The sequence below is a fragment of the Maricaulis sp. CAU 1757 genome (assembly GCF_054482675.1).
Map to the genome: position 1 here is coordinate 97,347 of NZ_JBTLRI010000005.1, position 20,146 is coordinate 117,492.

The window sequence follows — 20,146 nt, forward strand, 5'->3', positions numbered from 1 at the left end:
ACCTGCCGCTACCGGACGTTCCCGATGATCAAGACCTCCTTGGCCGCCTTTGCCGATCGTATCGCCTCCAATGTCCGTGGCGAGGGCGAAATTCCGGCCCTGACACCATCGCGCATCCGCATCGAATTGCTGGCCGGCCTGACCGTGGCGCTGGCCCTGGTCCCGGAAGCGGTGGCCTTTGCCTTCGTGGCCGGCGTGCCGCCGCTGGCCGGGCTCTACGCCGCCTTCATCGTGTGCCTGATCACCGCCCTGTTCGGCGGTCGCCGCGGCATGATTTCCGGTGCCACCGGCGCGCTGGCGGTCGTCATGGTGCATCTGGTGGCCGAGCACGGCATCGAATACCTGTTCGCCACCGTGGTGCTGATGGGCATCATCCAGGTCACCGTCGGGGTGCTCAAGCTGGGCAAGTTCATCCGCATGGTGCCGCACCCGGTCATGCTGGGCTTCGTCAACGGCCTGGCCATCGTCATCTTCCTGGCCCAGCTGGAACAGTTCAAGGTCGCCGATCCCGTCACCGGAGAGCATGTCTGGATGACCGGTTTCCCGCTTGTCCTGACGCTCGGCCTGGTCGCCCTGACCATGGCGCTGATCTGGATCGTGCCCAAATTCACCAAGCTCGTCCCGGCGCCCCTCGTGGCGATCGGCGTGGTGGCCGCGCTGGTCATCGGTCTCGGCCTGCCGGTGCCGCGGGTCGGCGATCTGGCCTCGATCGAGGGTGGCCTGCCGCAATTCCACATCCCGATGGTGCCGCTCAATCTTGAGACGCTGCAGATCATCCTGCCCTACGCCTTCATCCTCGCCGCCATCGGCCTGATCGAGAGCCTTCTGACCCTGAACCTGGTCGGCGAGATCACCGGGCGACGCGGCGGTGCCTCGCGCGAATGCGTGGCCCAGGGCGCGGCCAATGTGGTGACCGGATTCTTCGGCGGCATGGGCGGCTGCGCCATGATCGGCCAGTCGATGATCAACGTGAAATCCGGCGGCCGCCTGCGCCTGTCGGGTGTCACGGCGGCGCTGATGCTGCTGTTCTTCATCCTGGTCGGCTCGGCGGCCATCGAGCAGATCCCGCTGGCCGCCCTGGTCGGGGTGATGTTCATGGTGGTGATCGGCACCTTCGCCTGGCAGAGCCTGCAGATCCTCGCCCGCATCCCCAAGTCGGACGCTTTCGTGATCCTGCTGGTGACCGCGGTGACGGTCTATGCCGACCTCGCCATCGCCGTCATTGTCGGTGTCATCGTGTCGGCCCTGGTCTATGCCTGGAACGCCGCTTCGCGCATCCATGCGCGCACCTCCACCGACGAGACCGGCCGCAAGGTCTACCGCCTGGAAGGCCCGCTCTTCTTCGGCTCGGCGACCGGGTTCAGCGAATTGTTCGATGTCGAGAATGATCCGGACCGCATCGTCGTCGACTTCGCCGACAGCCGCGTCGTCGACCAGTCGGCGCTGCAGGCCATCGAGGACCTCGCGGCCAAGTACGAGACCGCCGGCAAGCGGGTCGAACTCAAGCATCTCAGCCGTGATTGCCACCGCCTGCTGAGCAAGGCCGGCCAGCTCATGGTCGACAGCGATGACGACCCGGAATACGGGCTGGCGGTGAATTACGGGGTTCGGCTTGGGCGCATGGGCGGGGCGCACTAGGCGTTCGTTTCAATTGCTTCGTGGTTGTCATCCCGGATGAATGCCCCGCGAAGGCGGGGCGCAAGTCCGGGACCCATCCTCCCGGTGTCTGCCGTGAGGCGAGCTGTGGCAGCAGCGAGGGTATAGGTCCCGGCCCTCCGGCCCGCCTGCGCGGGCCATCCGGCCGGGATGACACGCGTTGTTCCTGAGGTGCTCAAGGCGCGGAGAGGGCCATTGATCTCTTGTCAGCCAGCGGGCCTCAGAGGGTCAAAGCTGTCAAGGGCCCGCAGGGCCGCTACGCGGTTGAAACCCTTGACAGCTTTGACCCTCTGAGGCGGGCTCTCGGCAAGAGGTGAATGGGCTGGTGCGGGCGCTGCGGGCACCCGCCTTGGGACGGGTTAGTGCCCGGCCTCACGCCGTGCGCTTCCAGCGAGCATTCCAGAAAACGGGGATGAAATTCTCTTTATCCCCGCTTTTTCTCGTGCGAACCCATTTAATTTCAAGAGCTTGTGATTTTTCTGCGGCGAAATATCCGCCGGGGGTCTGTCCGGGGGGATAACCGGGCAGGGTCGGAGATGTGTGGAGGCGCGGATGCGGGGGATGGGACACTTGGCGCCGGAGGTCATGGGGACCGGGGGCGCGTCCAATCGGTTGGCGATTTTGAGCCGAGGGGTTTCAAGGCCCCGCCATGAAGGCGGGGAAAACAGGGGTTGCGGTGGAGATTTCGCCGCAAAGGCCACATCTCACATTTCCGTAATTTTGCCGCCATGCCGGGGTCAGCCTATGGTCGCGCCGAAGCAAGAGACTCCAAGGGGGAGACCATGACCCGATTTTTCGCGGCACTGACCGCAACGACCATGCTCGCATCGGTGCCCGCGCTGGCTCAGGATGATGCTGAAGAGGCCGGCTGGGATGTCGCCAATCCGCCGCTGGAGACGCGGTCGATCGAGATCAATGTCACCGAGGGCACCTGGATGTCGCTCGATGTCAGCCCGGACGGGCAGACCATCGCCTTCGACATGCTGGGTGACATCTACACGATGTCGATCTCGGGCGGGGCGGCGACCAATATCTCGTCGGGCCTGCCCTGGGAGATCCAGCCGCGCTTTTCCCCGGACGGGTCGCAGATTGCCTTCACGTCGGACCGTGCCGGCGGTGACAATGTATGGATCATGGATGTCGACGGCTCCAATCGCCGGCAGCTGACCGAGGAGAGCTTCCGCCTGCTGAACAATCCGACCTGGCACCCGTCGGGCGATTACATCGCGGCGCGCAAGCATTTCACCACGCAGCGCTCGGCCGGAACCGGCGAGATCTGGCTCTATCACGTGCTGGGCGGCAATGGCATCGCGCTGGTGGAACGGCCCAACGAGGATTTCCAGAAGGAGCTGGGCGAGCCGATCTTCGCGCCGGACGGGACGGGCGTCTACTACACCCAGAACATTACCCCGGGTAACACCTTCATCTACGCGCAGGACTCCAATACCGACCTGTTCAACATCAGGCGCTACGACCTGGAGACGGGCGAGACCTCGACCGTGGTCTCCGGGGCCGGCGGGGCGGTGCGCCCTGCGCCGTCGCCGGACGGGCGCTACATGGCCTTCGTGCGCCGTGACCGCATCCGGTCGGGGCTGTGGATCAAGGACCTGGAGAGCGGCGAGGAGCGCCGCATCGTCGAGACCGTCGACCAGGACATGCAGGAGACCTGGGGCGTCACCGGTCTCTATCCCAACATGGACTGGACGCCGGACAGCAGCTCCATCGTGTACTGGGCCGATGGCGGCATCCACCGCGTCGACGTGGCCTCGGGCGAGGTGACGGCGATCCCCTTCCAGATCAGCGATACGCGCGATGTCATCGACCCGCCGCGGCCGCAGATCGAGGTCGCACCGGCCAGCTTCGAGACGCGCATGCCGCGCTTCGCCACGGCCTCGCCGGACGGCAGCCAGATCGTCTTCGAGAGCCTCGGCCAGTTGTGGATCCGCGATGCCGATGGCGGCGAGGCGCGGCGCCTGACGCGCGGCGAGGGCCGCCGCGAAGTCTTCCCGACCTGGTCGGCAGACGGGCGGACCATCGCCTTCGTGGCCTGGGATGACGAGGAACTGGGCTCGATCCGCACCATTTCCGCCCGTGGCGGGCGTGAGCGTGTGGTTACCGAGCAGCCGGGGCATTACCGGCATCCGCGGTTCTCGCCGGACGGGACACATATCGTGTTCGAGAAGGCCGGCGGCGGTTTCCTGACCGCGCCGGAATGGTCGGAGACGACCGGTGTCTACGTCGTGCCGGCCGAGGGCGGCGCGGCGGAGCGTGTCGTCGAGCGTGGCTCGCTGCCGCATTTCGGGGCCTCGAGCGACCGCGTCTTCTTCACGCGCGGCGGCGACGGCGCCCGTCTAGTCTCGGTTGACCTGGACGGGTCTGACGAGCGCACGCATGTGACCGGCGAGATGGTGACGGAATACCAGGTGGCGCCGGACGGGCGGCATGTCGCCTTCCGGCAGAATTACGATGTCTTCGTGATGCCGCTGCTGCCGGGGCCGCAATCGGTGGCCGGTGGCGCCAGCGGCTCGGCCCTGCCGACGGTCGAGGTGTCGGGCAATGGCGGCACCTATTTCCACTGGTCTGACGGCGGCGAACAGCTCAACTGGTCGATGGGACCGGTGGTCTATTCTGCGGCGCTGGCCGATATCCGGCCGGACCCAACAGGTGAGCGGGAGTACACGCCGCCGACCTCCGGCATCGACATTTCGATGTCTGTCGAGGCGGACCGGCCGAGCGGCTATACGGCGCTGACCGGGGCTCGCCTGATCACCATGGCCGGCGAGGATGGCGGTGTCATCGAGAACGGCACCATCCTGATCAATGGCAACCGTATCGAGGCGATCGGGGCCGATATCGCCGTGCCGGAGGGCGCGCGCACGGTGGATGTCAGCGGGCATACCATCGTGCCGGGCTTCATCGATGCGCACGCGCACGGACCGCAGGGCACCGGAGACGTGATCCCGGAGGCCAACTGGAACGCCATCGCCCATCTGGCGCTGGGCGTGACCACGATCCATGACCCGTCGAACCGGGCCAGCCAGATCTTTGCCGCTGGCGAGTACCAGCGGGCCGGGCTGTATCTGGGGCCGCGCATCTTCTCGACCGGCGAGATCGTGTATGGCGCCCGGGCGCCCTCGGTCTATGCCGAGATCAACGATATCGACGATGCGCGAGAGCACGTCTTCCGGCTGGCGGCGCAGGGGGCGCACTCGATCAAGAACTACAACCAGCCGCGCCGTGACCAGCGCCAGCAGGTGGTTGCCGCGTCGATGGAAGCGGGCCTGGCCGTGGTCGCCGAGGGCGGTTCCAACTACCACATGGACATGGCCATGGTGGCCGACGGCAATACCTCGATCGAGCATAACCTGCCGCAGGCGGTGATCTATGAGGACGTGCTGCAGATGTACTCGCAGACCGAGGTCGCCTACGTGCCGACGATCACGGTGACCTATGGCGGCCTGGCCGGGGATCCGTACTGGCGCCAGGCGACCAATGTGTGGGAGCACCCGATCCTGTCGCAGCACGTGCCGCCGCGTGTGTTGCAGGCCGGCTCGGTGCGGCGCACCACAGCGCCGGAGGCGGACTTCGTCGACGACGACAATGCCCGCGAGGCGCACAAGCTGTACCGCCGCGGCGTCGACGTGGCGATCGGGGCGCACGGCCAGCAGCAGGGCCTGGCGGCGCACTGGGAGATGTGGTCCTTCGCGCGCGGCGGGTTTTCGCCACTGGAAGCGCTGGAGACGGCGACGGTGATGCCGGCGCGGCATCTCGGCTTTGACCGCGATCTGGGCACGCTGGAGGCCGGCAAGCTGGCCGACCTGGTGGTGCTGCGCGAGAACCCGCTGGAGGATATCGGGCACACCGACGAGATCGAGTATGTGATGCTCAACGGTCGGCTGTACGACCCGATGACGATGGAAGAAGTGGTCACCGGGGACGCCCTGGCGCCGCAATACTTCTGGGAGTAGGTACCCGCCTGACCCGGCAAATAAAAAGCCCCGGACCGCTGGTCCGGGGCTTTTCCATGTGCGCTGTGAAGCGCCCTAGTTGAGGTCGGCGCGGAAGGACACGCCGATGATGCGGGGCTCGTTGACGAAGCCGGTATTGTTGTTGAAGTCGATGCCGCCGACGAGGTTTTCCTCGTCGGTGATGTTGCGCACGAACAGCGCCGCCTCGTAGTCGAAGCCGTGTCGCGACGAACCGGCATAGCCGGCCCGCAGGCCGCCCTCGAAATTGCCGTCGGAGTAGAATTCGGCCGACTCGTAGAGGAAGAGGTTGGTGCGACCCTGGTAGAACCAGTCGGTGAACACGAACCATTCGCCGCCATTGGCGGCCGGCACGGAATAGCGCGCCGTCAGTGACAGGATCAGGTCGGGCGCCTGCGGGAAGGGATTGCCATCGACTTCGGCGAAGCCGTCGAAGTCGACATCCGGGTCGAGCACGGTGCACTGGGCGCAGGTGCCCACTTCAAGCGTGTCGTCGCGCAGCTCGGTTTCGTTCCACGACACACCGGCGGTGACGTAGAGATTGTCGGAGACCAGCCATTCACTGTCGATCTCGACACCGTAGCCGACGCCGCGATCGGCATTGACCAGCTGGACCAGATTGCCGCCGCCGCCGACAGCGGAGAGCTGCAGGTCATCGACCTCGTAATAGAAGGCGGTGGCATTGAAGCGGGCACGGCCGTCAAGCGGCTCGGACTTGTAGCCCAGCTCCCAGGACAGCGAGGTCTCGCTGTCGGCCACGGAGGGCTGGCCGAAGAAGGCGATGTCCCGGCCCTGGATGGAGGGGCCGCGGAAGCCGCGAGCCACGCGGCCGAACACGGCCTGGCGGTCGTCGAGGTCGTAATAGGCCGAGATGTCCCAGGAGATCTGCTCGTCGGACACGTTGACCGGGCTGACCGGCAGCGGCGAGGCCAGGGCGACGAGGTCCTTCTCGTCGTGGGTGAAGCGGATGCCGGCGGACAGTTCGAGCCGGTCCGTGGCCTGGTGACTGGCCTGGCCGAAGACGGCCCACATGCGGTTTGTGTGCTGCACCGTGGTCGGCGGCGGGAAACCACCATTCGGGCCGAGCGTGGTGATCTCGAACTCGCTGTCGAACCAGTAGAAGCCGGCCTGGTAGCTGGTCGGACCGTCAGTGTCGGTGGCGATGCGCAATTCCTGGGTGAACTGGTCGAGATCGTCGATGCCGTCCTGGGTTTCCGACTGGAAGGGAATGAAGCCCGGACCGGTCGGATTGCCGCCGTCGATATCGCCGAGCGAATAGCCTTCGGCATTCTCGGTGCCGGTGATCGAGGTCACGGTATAGCCGTCGCCGAAATATTCGAGGCGGGCGCTGGCGCCCCAGCTGTCATAGCCCTGCGGGTTGTTGAACGTCGAATTGTAGAACACCCGGTCCCGATCGAAATTGCCGTTCAGGGCATTGCTGCCCGGGGTCAGGATGTTGGCCCGGAACATGGCCGAAGTGCCGGTCAGGGAGCGGCTGTGGACATTGAACATGGCCTGGAAGTCACTGGTCGGGGTGAACAGGAGCTGGGCCCGGCCGGCGTATTCCTCGAAGCCACCCATGGCGTCGTCAATGCCGAGATAGGCGTTGTCGATCCAGTCCTCGCGGTTCTGCATGAGGACCGAGACCCGGGCCGACAGGAGATCGTCGATCAGGCCGCCACCGAAGGCCGCTTCGACATTGGTGGTGCCGAGTTCGGCCAGCTGCACGCTGACATGGCCGTCCGTGTCCTGGCTCGGACGCACGCTGTCGAACTTGATGGTGCCGGCCGTGGTGTTGCGGCCGAACAGGGTGCCTTGCGGACCGCGCGCGATTTCCACCTGCTGGATGTCGAAGAGCGGGAAGCTCTTCAGGATCACGTTCTCCATGACGATGTCATCCATGATGATGGAGACCGGCTGGGAGGCGGCAAGGTCAAAGTCGGTATTGCCGAGACCGCGGATGTAGAAGCGCGGTGCAACGCGGCCGTTGGAGCTCTCCGCGTAGAGGCTTGGGACGCGGGCGGCGAGGGACCGGATGTCGGCCCCCGACTCGGTGATGGCGGCGAGTTCCTCACCGCTGGTCGTGGTCACCGAATTGGCAATGTCCTGGATGTTCTCGGCGCGCCGTGTCGTGGTGACGATGATGGTCTCGATCTGGCCGGGCGTGCGGTCAGCTGCGGCGTCTTGGGCGAGGCCCGGCGCCGTCGCCAGGACGGTCAGGCTGGTGGAGGCCAGAAGGCCGGTCAGGATGGTAGCTCGGGTCATGGGGGCGCGCCTCGGCTCTGAACACTGCTGGAGATCATCCGGGAGCCAACTCGTTCGGTCATCCCGGCCCGGTTGGCCTCGTCGGTTATCGGAAATCACTGCCGCTGAACAGTGGAAGCCGCCCCTGGCGCACGAAAACCCAGCCAGATGTGGCCGATTGGCCACCTCACCGATGGGGTGTGTGTCCAGGCCCGGGCGGTCAAACGGCCTTAGGTGGCCATCGCCGGATGGGCAAAATCTGTAGTTGCTGATGCTTGGTCAAACCAAGTGAACGGCTGGGGCTCATAGAATATTACCGGCCTGGTGGGCGCCCAAGCTGCCGAATTCACACCCCCTTTACCATAAAGGTCGATGTTTGGGTTCTACTTGAACCGCCCCGGGGACTCCCATGACCGACGCCGCACCGATGAAAGTGCTTCATGTTGAGGACAGTATTGCCGATGCCCTCCTGGTCAAACGGTCGCTCAGTGCAAGTCTGGGGGATGGCGTTGAAGTGCGCCGGGTTGAACGCATCGAGCTGGCCGAGCCGCTGCTGACCACCGAAAGCTTCGATTCCATTCTGCTCGACCTGGGCATGCCGGACTCGCTGGGTGTCGAGCGCGACATCGAACGCCTGAAAAGCTGGCAGGACATCCCGGTCGTGGTGCTGACCGGTCACGACGCTGCTGAAGTGGCCCCGACGGCGCTGGCCGCTGGCAGCGATGATGTCCTGTCCAAGTCGGCGCCGACGCTCAGCACGCTGTCCCTGTCCCTGTTCAAGACCATTGAGCGGGCCCAGGCGAGCGCGTTGCGGCTGGCCCAGCTGGAAGAGGTCGAGGCGTTCTTCCGCGGCTTCATGCAGAACTCGACAGACGCGCTGGTGGTGCATCTGCGGGGTGGCCGGGTGCTGGCCCGCAATGCGCCGGCAACGCGCCTGTGGACAGCGAACAATATCGAAGACTACCGCGACAGCTTCGACGCCGCCGGCCTGACCGGTGAGGATTTCACCATGGCGCTGTGCTTCGGCGAAGACGGCGAGACCGAGGAATTCCATGAAGTGCGGGTGACCGCCGTCAATGTCGATCGCAAGGACGTGTTTGTTTCGATCATTCGCGACGTCACCCTGCACTGGAAACGCACGCGCGACGTGGTCCGCACCATGAGCGCCTCCATCGACACGCCGCAGCCGATCCGCAAGATCGCCTGATGTCGGCGCCCGGGCCAGGGCAGGCAGACGCGGACCGTGCGGAAACCCTTGCCGCGGCCGTGCGGCACGACCTGATTGCCCCATTGGGGCAGATATCGGTGCTGTCCGAATTCATGCTCGATCATGTGGCGCCCGATCAGCGCAATGACGCCGAGCCGCTGGTGCGCGCCGTCAGTGGCACGGCCGATGAAGTCGCGCGCAAGCTGTCCCGACTGCTCGATCTTCTGGCGCTCGACGGGCCGCCGCCGGAGATCGGGCGCGCGGATATCGGAGCGCTGGCGATGGCTGTGCTGGCCGACGAATTTCCCGAGATCGAAGTCAGGCTGGAGGGCCCGCCTGCCGTGCTGGCCACTGACCCGGAAGGGCTGCAGCTGGCGATCCGGGAGATCGCCGCCAATGCCGCGCGTTGGGGCCAGGCAGACGGCGCGTGCCGGCTGGCGCTGAGCGTCGAGACAGACGACTCCGAGATCCGCCTGTGGCTGGAAGATTCCGGGCAGGGTGTGCCGGAAGCGTTTCGCGAAAGCATGTTCAACCTGTTCCGCCGCCTGCATGCGGAGGAAGCCGGCGCCTCGGCCGGGGCCGGGCTCACGATTGCCCGCCAGGCCTTGGCGCGAAGCGGCGCCAGCCTGCGCTGCGTTGCGCCGAAAGGCGGTGGCTGCGCCATGCTCATCACCTGGTCTGCCGCGTCAGTCTGAGACCGGGTCGCTCCAGACCTCGTGCTTGTGCATCACGCGCTTGAACAGCGGCGAGGCGAGATGGCCGGCCAGCCAGGTCTGCAGGTTCGGCAGGGCGAGCCCGTCGAACCAGTCCCGATCGGTGGCGGCAAACTGTCGGACGAAGGGAAAGATGGCGGCATCCGCCAGGCTCATCCGGGCTCCGAACAGCTGCCCCCCGGACGCCAGTTGCGCATCGAGCCCCTCGAGGAAGTGCCGGCCGGCCGCGCGGTGTTCCAGCGGGTCCACATCGTTATAACGGGTGGCGTATTTGTAGCGGTCCAGATGGTGTTTGAAGTCACCGTCACAGCGGGCGATGAGTGGCCACATGCTGTCCCCGGGGGCCAGCCAGCGATCCGGATCGTTGCGCGTCAGGGCCCAGCGCATGATGTCGAGACTTTCCTCCAGCACCGCGCCGTCGGGCAGGACCAGCACCGGGACCGTGCCCTTTGGTGAGACTTCCAGCATGGCCTGCGGCTTGTCTCGCAGCAGGACCTCGCGGTGCTCGACCAGCGTGTCGCTGACCGCCAAGGCCAGGCGCGCCCGCATGGCGTAGGGGCAGCGGCGAAAGCTGTACAGGACGGGCCGGGCCGCGCTCACGTGCCGGTTTCCGGGCGTTGGCCGAGATGGCGCAGGCCACGCGCCCGTGCCAGGGCTTCCTGGCGTTCGCGCTCGGCATAGCGCGCCTGGTCATCGTTCGAGCGCGTGTCCTTGCAGTGCGGACAGCACACTCCGGCAATGAAGTCCGGCCCGGCACGTTCCTCGCTGCTGACCGGTTCGCGGCAGGCGTGGCAGGTCTCGTAGCTGCCGGTCTCCAGCCCGTGCCGCACCGCGACGCGGCGGTCGAAGACGAAGCATTCTCCGCGCCACAGGCTGTCGGCTTCCGGCACGGTTTCCAGATACTTCAGGATGCCGCCCTTGAGGTGGTAGACGTCATCAATGCCTTCGTCGCGGACGAAGGCGGTGGCCTTCTCGCAGCGGATGCCGCCGGTGCAATACATGGCGATGCGAGCATCAGGCCGGGTCTTCCGGAACTCGCGAAACCAGTCGGGGAAGTCACGAAAACTCAGAGTCTTCGGATCGACGGCGCCTTCGAACTGGCCGATGCGCACCTCGTAATCATTGCGGGTATCGATGGTGACCACGTCGGGCGCGCTGATCAGGTCATTCCAGTCTTCCGGTTCGACATAGGTGCCGACCCGGTTGGCGGGGTCCAGACCGTCGATGCCAAGGGTGACGATCTCGCGCTTGAGGCGCACCTTCATGCGCAGGAAAGGCTGGCTGTCGGCCCAGCTCTCCTTGTGCTCGAGATCGGAGCAGCCGGGCAGGGCGCGCAGGGTTTCCAGCGCGTCTCGCAGGGCCTTCTCGGGCGCAGCAATGGTACCGTTGATGCCTTCCGGCGCGAGCAGCAGCGTGCCGCAGGCCCCGGCGTCGTCGCAGACGGACTGGAGACGGGCCCGCAAGGTCGCATCGGCGGGCAGGGGCGTGAACTTGTAGAGGGCGGCGATCAGGTAGCGCGACATGGCAGGGGTCCGGCGGTGTCAGGTCCGGGCGCTATAGCAGATCGGCCCGCATAGCGGCAGCACGGCGCTGCACCTGGAAGGTCGACAACGCCTAGCGGCGGCGCGCCTTGCCGGGCAGGAAGAGGTAGAAGCGGCTGCCCACATCGGGCTCCGACTCCACCCAGATGCGGCCGCCGTGCAGGTCGGCAATGCGTTTGCAGAAGGCCAGACCGATGCCGGAACCCTCATAGCGGTCGGCCCCGTGCAATCGCTCGAACACGGCAAAGATGCGCGTGAAGTGTTCCGGCTTGATGCCGATACCGTTGTCGGCGACGCAGATCAGTACACCGTCCTCGCTGCGCACGGCGGAGACCAGCACTTCCGGTGCGGCATCACCCCGATACTTGATGGCGTTGGCAACCAGGTTCTGCATGGCCCGGGTCAGCAGGAAGGGGTCGGCCTGGATGGCGGTGCCAAGCTGCCAGCGCACTATGGCGCCACTTTCCGCGATCGGCTCGGCCAGGTTCTCCTCGATTTCGGCAACCATCTGCTCGGTGTCGACAATTTCGATGCGCGCTTCGGCGCGGTCGGCCTTGGTATAGGACAGGAGGTCCTGCACCAGCCGCTGGGCCCGCTCGGCGCCCCGGCGGATCCGCTCGAGCATTTCCTGGCTCTTCGGGTCCAGATCCAGGTCGCGCTTGACCAGCAGGGTCGACAATCCCTTCATCGCCCGCAGCGGTGCCTGCAAGTCGTGCGAGGCGTGGGCGGCGAAGCGGGCCAGCTCCTCGTTCTTGGCGGCGATGACGGCGTAGCTGCGTTCCAGTTCCGCCGTCTTGCGCCGGACTTCCAGATTCACCTCCTGGGCCCGGCGGGCGTCCTTCAAGGAGAGCGCTCCGAAGGCGCCCGTGATGAGCAGGGCGAAAGCGAGAATGGTCCAGGGCAGGATGCCGGTCGCCATCAGGAACTGGCGCCGTGGAATGAACACGGTTTCCATGCCGGCAAAGGGCGACATTGCCTGCCAGCGCACTTCATAGGGCGCGGAATCGCGCAGCAGCGGCAGGTTGTCCTGCACCCATTGCAGGCGCTCCGGCGTGAGCTCGTCGGGCGAGGCGATGACCGAGGGAGCGCGCTCGCCGATCCTGGCGATCACCCAGAGCGGGTCGCCCGGGGTCGCGGTGCGCGCGATCAGGGCGTCCAGGTCGGATATGGCAAATACGAAATCATCACCGGGACCCGGCAGGGGTTGCACGACGGCGAAGGCGAGATTGCCCGTACGGTCATTGGCCAGAGGCAGAACGCGAACCGCGTCGCCGAGCCGGTTGCCGGTCAGATAGGGGGCCACGGCGCGGGCCAGGAAGGTCACGCTCGGGCTGTCCTGCAGCGAGTGCCATTGGCCAGACTGGTAGATGCCGAGCTCGCGGATGCTGGCGGTCTGGGCGCTGCGGAAAACGGCCAGGGTGGAGACCACGTCGCGCTCGGAGCGGGCGGCAGAGGCGAGCTGGATGAGCTCGGTGCTGAGGGCATCTAAGCCCGCCGTGAGCGCTTCGACACGTGCCTCGGCATGGCTGAGAAAGACCCGCCGGTCCTCCAGGGATTTCCCGTACAGGGTGACAAAGAACAGAATCGACGAAACCAGGATGCCCGCCAGGACCAGCAGGACCGGAGTGCGATAGGCATTGAGCAGGTTGACCGGCGCATCGTCCGGCCCCAGCTCGCTGTGCCTGTCAGCGCGGGAAGGCGGGTCCTGGCGATCCGTCACCGATCGGGGTCCATCCCGGAAAACTGGCGCAGCAGGACCGGCGCGAGCGGCAGCATCATGACTGCGGTGGCAACGGACGCCCCTGCGGTCAGGAGCTTCAGCATGCCCTCGATGTAATAGAGCGGGTACCACAGCACGATGATGTTCATGAGGTGGTTGATGCCGCAGAACAGGATGAAAATGCCGAACATCACGAAGGCCCAGCGAAACGGGATCGGCGAACTGGAGCGGCGCAGGAACAGGCCGATGGTAATCGGGATCGAAAAATAGGCGAGGGCAATGACGAGGTCGGCGATGATGTGCATGCCGAGCAATTCCGGTCGCCACAGGAAACACATCCCGTGTGGCATGAAATTATTGATGTCGAGATATCCCATGCGGCTCTCCAGCTGCGGTCATGGCCCGGGCCCGATGGCCGGTACCGACGCCAGTTGAAACCTTGTTCAGGTGCCTACTGCCGTCAATAGCCGGACTCCGGTCAGGCCTGGTTCGAAGCGGACCTGCGTTACCGTTCAGTTGACGGCGAGGGCTCCGGCCTGCACCGCGGCAGCTTGCTCCAGCAGCCGCACGGCGTCCATGTCGAGAGTTTCGGGTGGCAGGGCGCCCGGATAGGCGCGGTCCAGGGCACCCAGTGCCGCCCCGATCCGCATGGCCAGGTCGGCATCCCGCGTGGCCACCGCTTCCAGGTGGTTGCCGGCATAGCGACGCGCCGCCTTCTGGAAGCCGTAGCCATCCAGATAGGCTTCGCCGGCCCGGGGCTGGGCGGCGGCGGTCTCGTACTGCAGCGCCGCCCGCTGGATCAGGTCGGCAAGCACGCGGGCATGCACGCCACCATCGCTCATGGCCGAGGACGGGGCATGGCTGGACGCGGTATCAAGGGCGGACAGGACATCATCGATGCGGGCACGGATTTCCTCGTCGGCGGCACCGGAGTAGGGCGCGACGGAGGCCTCGGTCAGGGCATCGCTGAAAAGCTCGGCGCCGACCTCTTCCAGAGCCGGTTCCAAATCGATGTAGATCTCCGAGATCGGATGGGCGAACATCTCCGCACCAGCCGTCCGGTTGCCGGCCTCCAGGGCATCGATGCCGGCCAGGTAATGAGCGCGCATGACCTCGATGGCGGTCAGGAAAACCACGGGATCGGTCGAGGCGGCGACCGGGTCGATGCCGAACTCGCCGCCACCCCCGCCGCCGTCGCCTTCACCTTCGCCCTCGCTGAAGCGCTGTGCGGCACGCTCAACCGGCGCCGGAGCCTCGCTGTCCCGGGTCTCGACCGTGGCAGGCGAGTCCGAGCCCGACACGGTCGCTGGATCCCCACAGCTGGCGAGGCCACCCACAAGGGCGACAGTGCCGACCCGGGTCCAGAGCTTGTGGCGGCTACGAATTGCCATTTTGCGGTCCTTTCCGGAAAGTCGCGAGGTTTGTCATCTTCGCTACAGCGTTCTACGGACACTGACAATCAATTGCAGGAGCTTCCATGCCGCTTATTCTCGCCGACCTGCTGGAGACCGGCCAGACCGACCAATTGCGCCGCATCGCGCAGCGTGCGGAGTTCTCGGATGGTCGCTCGACGGCAGGCCGGGCCGCGGCTGCGGTCAAACACAACACCCAGATGGGCAAGGGGCCGGCGATCGACACAGCGCGCAGCCTGGTGCGGCGAGCCTTGATGGCACACCCGCTTTTCCTGGCCTACGCCCAGCCGCGCTCCCTGACGCGCATGCTGATCTCGCGATACGAGGCCGGCATGTCGTACGGCACACATGTCGATGATGCGCTGATGGGCGGTCGGCGGGCCGATCTGTCCTTTACCGTCTTCCTTTCCGACCCGGAGAGTTACGACGGCGGCGCGCTGGTGCTCGACCGGGTCGGCGGCGAGACCGAAGTGCGGCTGGAGGCCGGGCAGGCGGTGGTTTACCCGACCTCCGACCTGCATCGCGTGGAGCCGGTGACGCGAGGTGAGCGGCTCGCGGTGGTCGGTTGGGTGCGCAGCCTGGTCCGGAGACCTGACCAACGCGAGATCCTGTTCGACCTCGAACGGGCCAGCCGTGACGTGTTCGATCGGGACGGCAAGAGCGAGGTGTTCGACCTGCTGCTGAAGTCGAAAACCAATCTGCTGCGCCAGTGGGCCGAAGACTAGGGCATGGCCGGCCTGAAGCCCGGGCTCAGCGACTGACGATGACATCCTGCCAGTCGGGATAGCGCCGGGCCATCGCCTTGACGAAGGGGCAGACCGGGACAATGCGGAAGTTCTGGCTGCGCGCCTGCTCGACGACGTGGCGGGTCAGCGCGGTGCCGACGCCCTTGCCCTCCAGACTGGCCGGCACGCCGACATGATCGACAATGATGGCGTCCGAGGTGGGGCGGGTGAAGGTCAGTTGCCCGGTCTCCTCGTGTCCCGGCACATGGGCGAGATAACGCCCCCGCCCATCGGCTTCCTCTACGCTGAAGGTCATGTCCATGTCAGGCTCCGGTTCAGGCGTTTGCGGGCGCAGGGGTGGCGACGAGATCACGTATGGCGTCGACCAGCATGTCGTCGGTGAAGGGCTTGGTCAGGGCGAGCGCGCGGTCCATCGTTTCGATGCCTTCGACCCGGTTCTGTCCGGTGGCGAAGACCAGGGCCAGGTCGGGATAGGCTTCGCGGGCCCGCCGGGCCAGTTCGATGCCGCTGATTCCCGGCAGACCGAGATCCGAGACCAGGATGTCGGACCGGGCGTCCCGGAGCATTTCCAGGGCCTCTTCGCCGGTATGGGCGACGCGCACTTCGCATCCGGCGTCCTGGAGCGCGTACTCGATGTTGAGCGCGATGATCGCATCGTCCTCGCACACCATGACCTTGAGACCCTGCAGGCCCTGGGGCCCGTTTCGGTCGGCGGGTGTCGGCGGCGCTGACTGGGTGGACCCGCCCTCTGCGGGTGCGGCATCAGGAGCCGGTCTGGCGGCCGGGCCGCTATCGAGTATCTCACGCACCTTGCGGGCCAGCTCGTCCTGCTCGTAGGGTTTGGAAAGCAGATTGACGCCCGGATCGAGGCGGCCGTCATGAACAATGGCGTCGTCCGAATAGCCCGACGCGTACAGCACGCGGGTGTGGCCGTTGGCCTGGGCGAGCTTGGCCAGTTCGGTGCTTTTCATGCGCCCCGGCATCACCACGTCGGTGAACAGCAGGTCGATCGGTTCGCCGCCTTCGACGATCGGCCGCGCGTGGTCGGCATTGTTGGCTTCGAGCACCTTGTAACCAAGCTGGCGCAGGGAATCGACGGCGATGTCCCGAACCACCGGGTCGTCCTCGACCACCAGCACGGTCTCGTGCCCGCCCCGCCGGCCCAGCGCCGGTGTTTCCAGCGGCAAGGCCTCGACGGCTTCCGTCGTGCGCGGCAGGAAGAGCGAGACGGCAGTGCCTCGTCCCGGTTCGCTGTCGATCACCAGATCGCCGCCGGACTGGCGCACGAAGCCGTAGACGGTCGACAGGCCGAGGCCGGTCCCCTTGCCGTTCTCCTTGCTGGTCACGAACGGCTCGAGCACCTTGTCGATCATGTCGTCGGGAATGCCGCAGCCGGTGTCGACGACCTTGAGTTCAACGTACTCGCCGGGCCGCATCTTGCGGCCGAGCCGGTCGTCACCGTTCTCCAGGCGATGGTTAGAGGCCTCTATGGTCAGCTCACCGTGGCCGTCCATGGCATCGCGGGCATTGATGGCGAGGTTCAGCAGGGCGTTCTCGACATTGCCGGGGTCGGCCAGGATGTTCCAGATATTCTCCGGCACCCGGAACTTGACGACGACACCGTCGCCCACGGCGCTGCGCACCATGTCCCGACAATTGGTCAGCAGGTCGGCCGGGCTCAGCGGACGGGGTTCCAGGGGCTGGCGGCGGCTGAAGGACAGGACCTGAGACGACAGCGTCTTGCCGCGACTGACCGCCGCGCGGGCCTGGTCGATCAGGCGCTCCATTCGGGGATTTTCCGGCAGGTCACGTTCAATCAGCTGGAGGCTGCCGGTGATGACCTGAAGGATATTGTTGAAATCGTGGGCGATGCCGCCAGCCAGATTGCCGATGGATTCCATCTTCTGACTCTGGCGCAGCTCTTCCTGGGTGCGCTGCAGGGCCTGGCTGCGCGCTTCGACGCGCTCCTCGAGGTGGGCGTTGAGCTCGGCCAGGGCGCGCTGGGCCTGGTAGCGCTCGTCGATATCGGTATTGGCGCCGACCCAGCGCTCGATCTCGCCGCGCACATTGCGCAGCGCCGAGGCGCGGATCAGGAACCAGCGCCAGGTGCCGTCATGGCGCGAGATGCGGAACTCGATCTCGTAGGGGTCGCCTGTCTCGACACTATGCGTCCACGCGGCCACCGCCCGGTCCTGGTCTTCGGGGTGCAGCACGGTCAGCCAGTTCTCGCCGACCACATCGTCGAGGGCTCGGCCGGTGAACTGTAGAACTTGGTCATTGACCCAGTCCAGGGCACCGTCCGGTGTGGCGGTCCAGATGTGATTGGGCATGCGCTGGGCCAGCTGGCGGAAGCGCTGTTCGCTCTCCCGCGCCGCGGTTTCCGCCTTGAGCTGCTCGGTCACGTCCATGCCCTGCACGAAGATGCCGTTGACCGCGCCGTCGGCATCCAGGAGCGGGCGGAAGATCAGGTCGACATAAACCGTTCGCTCTTCTCCATCGGGCAGCGTCAAGGCCACGGCGGAGGCTTTCAACGTCACCGTCTCGCCGGTTTGATAGACGTTGTCGAGCAGGTCGATATAGCCCTGCTCGATGATCTCAGGCAGGGCTTCGGCGAGCGGCTGGCCGACAATGTCCCGATTGCCGATGGTCTGGCGGTAGGCGCTGTTGACCAGTTCGACGCGGTGGTCGGGTCCGCGATAGATCGCGACATAGCTCGGCGCCTGCTCGAAGACATTGCGCAGGAACTGGAACTGGACGCCAAGCTCGAGGTTCTGGTTGACGATGGCTTCGGCGCGTTCGAGCAGTTCGGAGGTCTGCTGGGGGCTGACCTCGGACGATCCGCCATAGGCGGCGTGCAGCGCGGTCAAGTCGCTGGTTTGCTGGAGGATGAATCCGGTATTGCCGTCCTCGTCGAGAATGGGCGTGTGGGTGGCGCTCCAGTACCGGTCCTCCATGGACCCCTCCGGCCCTGCAATGGCATACGGGATGAGGGGGAGATGGTCGGGCTTGCCGGTGTCCAGCACTTTCCGGAAGGACGCATCGAGCAGCTTGTGCGAGACGCTGTCCGGATCCGCCGGGAAGGCATCATACAGGTGACGGCCGACGAGGGATTGGCGGTCGCGCATGGTGGCGTCCAGGTAAGCCTGGTTCATCCACACGATGACAAGTTGACGGTCGAGCAGAACGAAGGGCGTGGGAGCAAGCTCGAACGCCTGTTTTAGTAAACTGTCCAGACTCAAATCCCCTGACACCCTGGCCGGTCCGTAAGGAGGCGGCGACTTACCCCGACAGGCATAACGAACCGACACCGTTATGGTTCCATCCCAAATGCGGCCCTGCCCGACCTCATGCACGTGCGGCAATGAAGTCCCGGACCGCCCTCGCGCAGGCTTCAGGCGCCTCCAGCGGCAGCATGTGACCGTGCTCGGGCCATTCGATATCGGTCAGCGCGGGACAGGCGCGGCGGCAGGCCGCCGCCAGCTTGGCGTTGAAGAACAGGGACGGCTCACCGCGCAGCAGCAGGGTGGGGCAGCGGACATGCCCGATGGCCTCGAGCAGGCGCGGAGGCGTCATGTAATGGTGAGCTTCCCATTGCGGCGAGAATGCCAGGCTGACCCCGCCCTCGGAATTGTCGACCAGCAGGGCATCGACGACATCCCGACGCTCGGTTTCCGGAATGCGCCGGAACGGGCCGGCCTGCATCAGGCGCGCCCGGGCCGCGTCGCGGTCGGGCCAGTGGTGGCGCCGGCGCAGCGTGCTGCGGGCCGGCTCGGCGTGACGGCGCAGCGAATAGGGCACGAGGTCGATGAGGCGGGCCTGGAGCGGAGTGACAGACGCCGGTTCGACCAGGACCAGCGCGTCTGCAAGATCCGGGCGGCGCGCTGCCGCGACGGCGGCCAGCGATGCGCCCATCGAGTGACCGACGAGGACGCGGCGGCCCGCCTGGCCGGCCTCGAGCGTCGCGATGATATCTTCGGCGGCGGCGTCCCAGCGCTGCCGGCCGTGCGCCGGTGGCGCCTCGTCGCGAAGGGCGCGCGGCGTCAGGACATCGACCGGACCCTGCTGGCCGATGGCGCGTGCGAGCGACCCGTATGCCCCGGGTGTCAGTCCGTTGGCCGGTATCAGGAGCAGCTGTGTCCACAGGCTCGATTGGTCAGGCATGCCGGGCTCCCGAACGGTTCGCGCCGAAGCCGCGAATCGCGGCCCGTGCTGTAAACTCTAGCCCATAGCAGAACGGCCCCGGATGAGCGGGGCCGTTCTCAAGATCTGTGTCCGTGAAGTGACCGGGACAAGGACCCTGCCGGATTAGCGTTCCGGATCTTGCGGGTCTTCCTCGTCATCGGCTTCCGGTTCCTCGATACCGATCACCGGCACGTCGACCGTGGTCTCTTCCATTTCCACGTCCACGTCGGGAACTTCGACCTGCTCTTCGGTCGTGCCGACGACGACTTCGCCGACATCGACGTCATACTCCGGAATGTTGCCGCCCTCGACGGCCACATCAACATCCGGAAGTGCGCCTTCTTCGGTCTGGTCGACATCGATCAGCTGGAAGCCGAAGAATACGATGATCGCCACCAAGACGACTGCGACAATAATTCCAAGTGCTTTACCCATGTTCTCCTGCCCATTGGTTGCTGACGCCGGATGTGCGTCCGGTTCAGATGCAAAATGCGTCAGCCCGCCGGAATGTTCCCGAAAAATATCGCAAGGCTGCAATTTGTTTTCATTTGTCAGGAGCAAGAAGTGGCAGGGAGCGACAAGGGATGGTGTCTGAAAAGCAAAACCAGAGCCGAAGTCGGAATGCAGCGTGAAGTCGACGATACCGGTCGATTGGGCGGCGTGTTGCCGTCGGCGTCTGGACTCGGGTTTCAGGGTGGCCGAACACGTTGGCCGGGCGTTCGGGCGGCCGGCCCCCCGG

General features: G+C 65.9%; 15 protein-coding genes. 5 read left to right on the forward strand and 10 right to left on the reverse strand.

Annotated elements, in window-relative coordinates:
• Window positions 1–24: 24 nt before the first annotated feature.
• Window positions 25–1,638, forward strand: a complete 1,614-nt coding sequence (locus tag ACXYMR_RS13090; protein ID WP_458943336.1) for a SulP family inorganic anion transporter — start codon at window positions 25–27, stop codon at window positions 1,636–1,638.
• 800 nt (window positions 1,639–2,438) lie between these two features.
• The gene (locus ACXYMR_RS13095; protein WP_458943337.1) at window positions 2,439–5,624 is read left to right on the forward strand and encodes an amidohydrolase family protein; all 3,186 of its coding nucleotides are present in this window, start codon (window positions 2,439–2,441) and stop codon (window positions 5,622–5,624) included.
• Between the two features lie 75 nt (window positions 5,625–5,699).
• Here the strand turns inward: ACXYMR_RS13095 and ACXYMR_RS13100 are convergent, their stop codons facing one another.
• Entirely contained in the window at window positions 5,700–7,907 is a 2,208-nt protein-coding gene (locus ACXYMR_RS13100; RefSeq protein WP_458943338.1) for a TonB-dependent receptor, read from the reverse strand.
• A 388-nt stretch (window positions 7,908–8,295) separates the two neighbouring features.
• Here ACXYMR_RS13100 and ACXYMR_RS13105 point away from each other — a divergent pair, with 388 nt between their 5' ends.
• Window positions 8,296–9,093: a response regulator gene (locus ACXYMR_RS13105; RefSeq protein WP_458943339.1), complete on the forward strand. Its 798-nt coding sequence runs from the start codon at window positions 8,296–8,298 to the stop codon at window positions 9,091–9,093.
• Window positions 9,093–9,788, forward strand: a complete 696-nt coding sequence (locus tag ACXYMR_RS13110; protein WP_458943340.1) for a sensor histidine kinase — start codon at window positions 9,093–9,095, stop codon at window positions 9,786–9,788. The genes ACXYMR_RS13105 and ACXYMR_RS13110 overlap by 1 nt, the downstream gene beginning before the upstream one ends.
• Here ACXYMR_RS13110 and ACXYMR_RS13115 read toward each other — a convergent pair.
• The 5 genes from ACXYMR_RS13115 to ACXYMR_RS13135 form a co-directional block, all read right to left on the reverse strand.
• A complete protein-coding gene (locus tag ACXYMR_RS13115; RefSeq protein WP_458943341.1) occupies window positions 9,780–10,406 on the reverse strand; it encodes a glutathione S-transferase in 627 nt (208 codons plus the stop codon). The genes ACXYMR_RS13110 and ACXYMR_RS13115 overlap by 9 nt on opposite strands.
• Window positions 10,403–11,329 (reverse strand): oxygen-dependent tRNA uridine(34) hydroxylase TrhO, encoded by a 927-nt coding sequence (gene trhO, locus ACXYMR_RS13120; protein WP_458943342.1) that lies wholly within the window; start codon window positions 11,327–11,329, stop codon window positions 10,403–10,405. Before trhO ends, ACXYMR_RS13115 begins: the two co-directional genes overlap by 4 nt.
• A 91-nt stretch (window positions 11,330–11,420) precedes the next feature.
• Window positions 11,421–13,067 carry a sensor histidine kinase gene (locus tag ACXYMR_RS13125; protein WP_458943343.1) on the reverse strand — a complete coding sequence of 549 codons (1,647 nt, stop codon included), beginning with the start codon at window positions 13,065–13,067 and terminating at the stop codon, window positions 11,421–11,423.
• On the reverse strand, window positions 13,064–13,444 hold the full coding sequence (locus ACXYMR_RS13130; RefSeq protein ID WP_458943344.1) for a hypothetical protein: 381 nt from the start codon (window positions 13,442–13,444) through the stop codon (window positions 13,064–13,066). Before ACXYMR_RS13130 ends, ACXYMR_RS13125 begins: the two co-directional genes overlap by 4 nt.
• A gap of 135 nt (window positions 13,445–13,579) precedes the next feature.
• A complete protein-coding gene (locus tag ACXYMR_RS13135; protein WP_458943345.1) occupies window positions 13,580–14,458 on the reverse strand; it encodes a hypothetical protein in 879 nt (292 codons plus the stop codon).
• Between the two features lie 86 nt (window positions 14,459–14,544).
• Between ACXYMR_RS13135 and ACXYMR_RS13140 the strand changes: the two genes are divergently transcribed.
• Window positions 14,545–15,204: a Fe2+-dependent dioxygenase gene (locus ACXYMR_RS13140; RefSeq protein ID WP_458943346.1), complete on the forward strand. Its 660-nt coding sequence runs from the start codon at window positions 14,545–14,547 to the stop codon at window positions 15,202–15,204.
• A gap of 25 nt (window positions 15,205–15,229) precedes the next feature.
• Here the strand turns inward: ACXYMR_RS13140 and ACXYMR_RS13145 are convergent, their stop codons facing one another.
• From ACXYMR_RS13145 to ACXYMR_RS13160, 4 genes are all read right to left on the reverse strand, one after another.
• Entirely contained in the window at window positions 15,230–15,526 is a 297-nt protein-coding gene (locus tag ACXYMR_RS13145) for a GNAT family N-acetyltransferase (RefSeq protein WP_458943347.1), read from the reverse strand.
• A 13-nt stretch (window positions 15,527–15,539) separates the two neighbouring features.
• Entirely contained in the window at window positions 15,540–18,464 is a 2,925-nt protein-coding gene (locus ACXYMR_RS13150) for a hybrid sensor histidine kinase/response regulator (protein ID WP_458943348.1), read from the reverse strand.
• 106 nt (window positions 18,465–18,570) lie between these two features.
• Window positions 18,571–19,386: an alpha/beta fold hydrolase gene (locus tag ACXYMR_RS13155; RefSeq protein WP_458943349.1), complete on the reverse strand. Its 816-nt coding sequence runs from the start codon at window positions 19,384–19,386 to the stop codon at window positions 18,571–18,573.
• A 144-nt stretch (window positions 19,387–19,530) separates the two neighbouring features.
• Window positions 19,531–20,146, reverse strand: a 616-nt coding sequence (locus ACXYMR_RS13160) for a hypothetical protein (RefSeq protein ID WP_458943350.1), incomplete at its 5' end; no start/stop codon positions are given.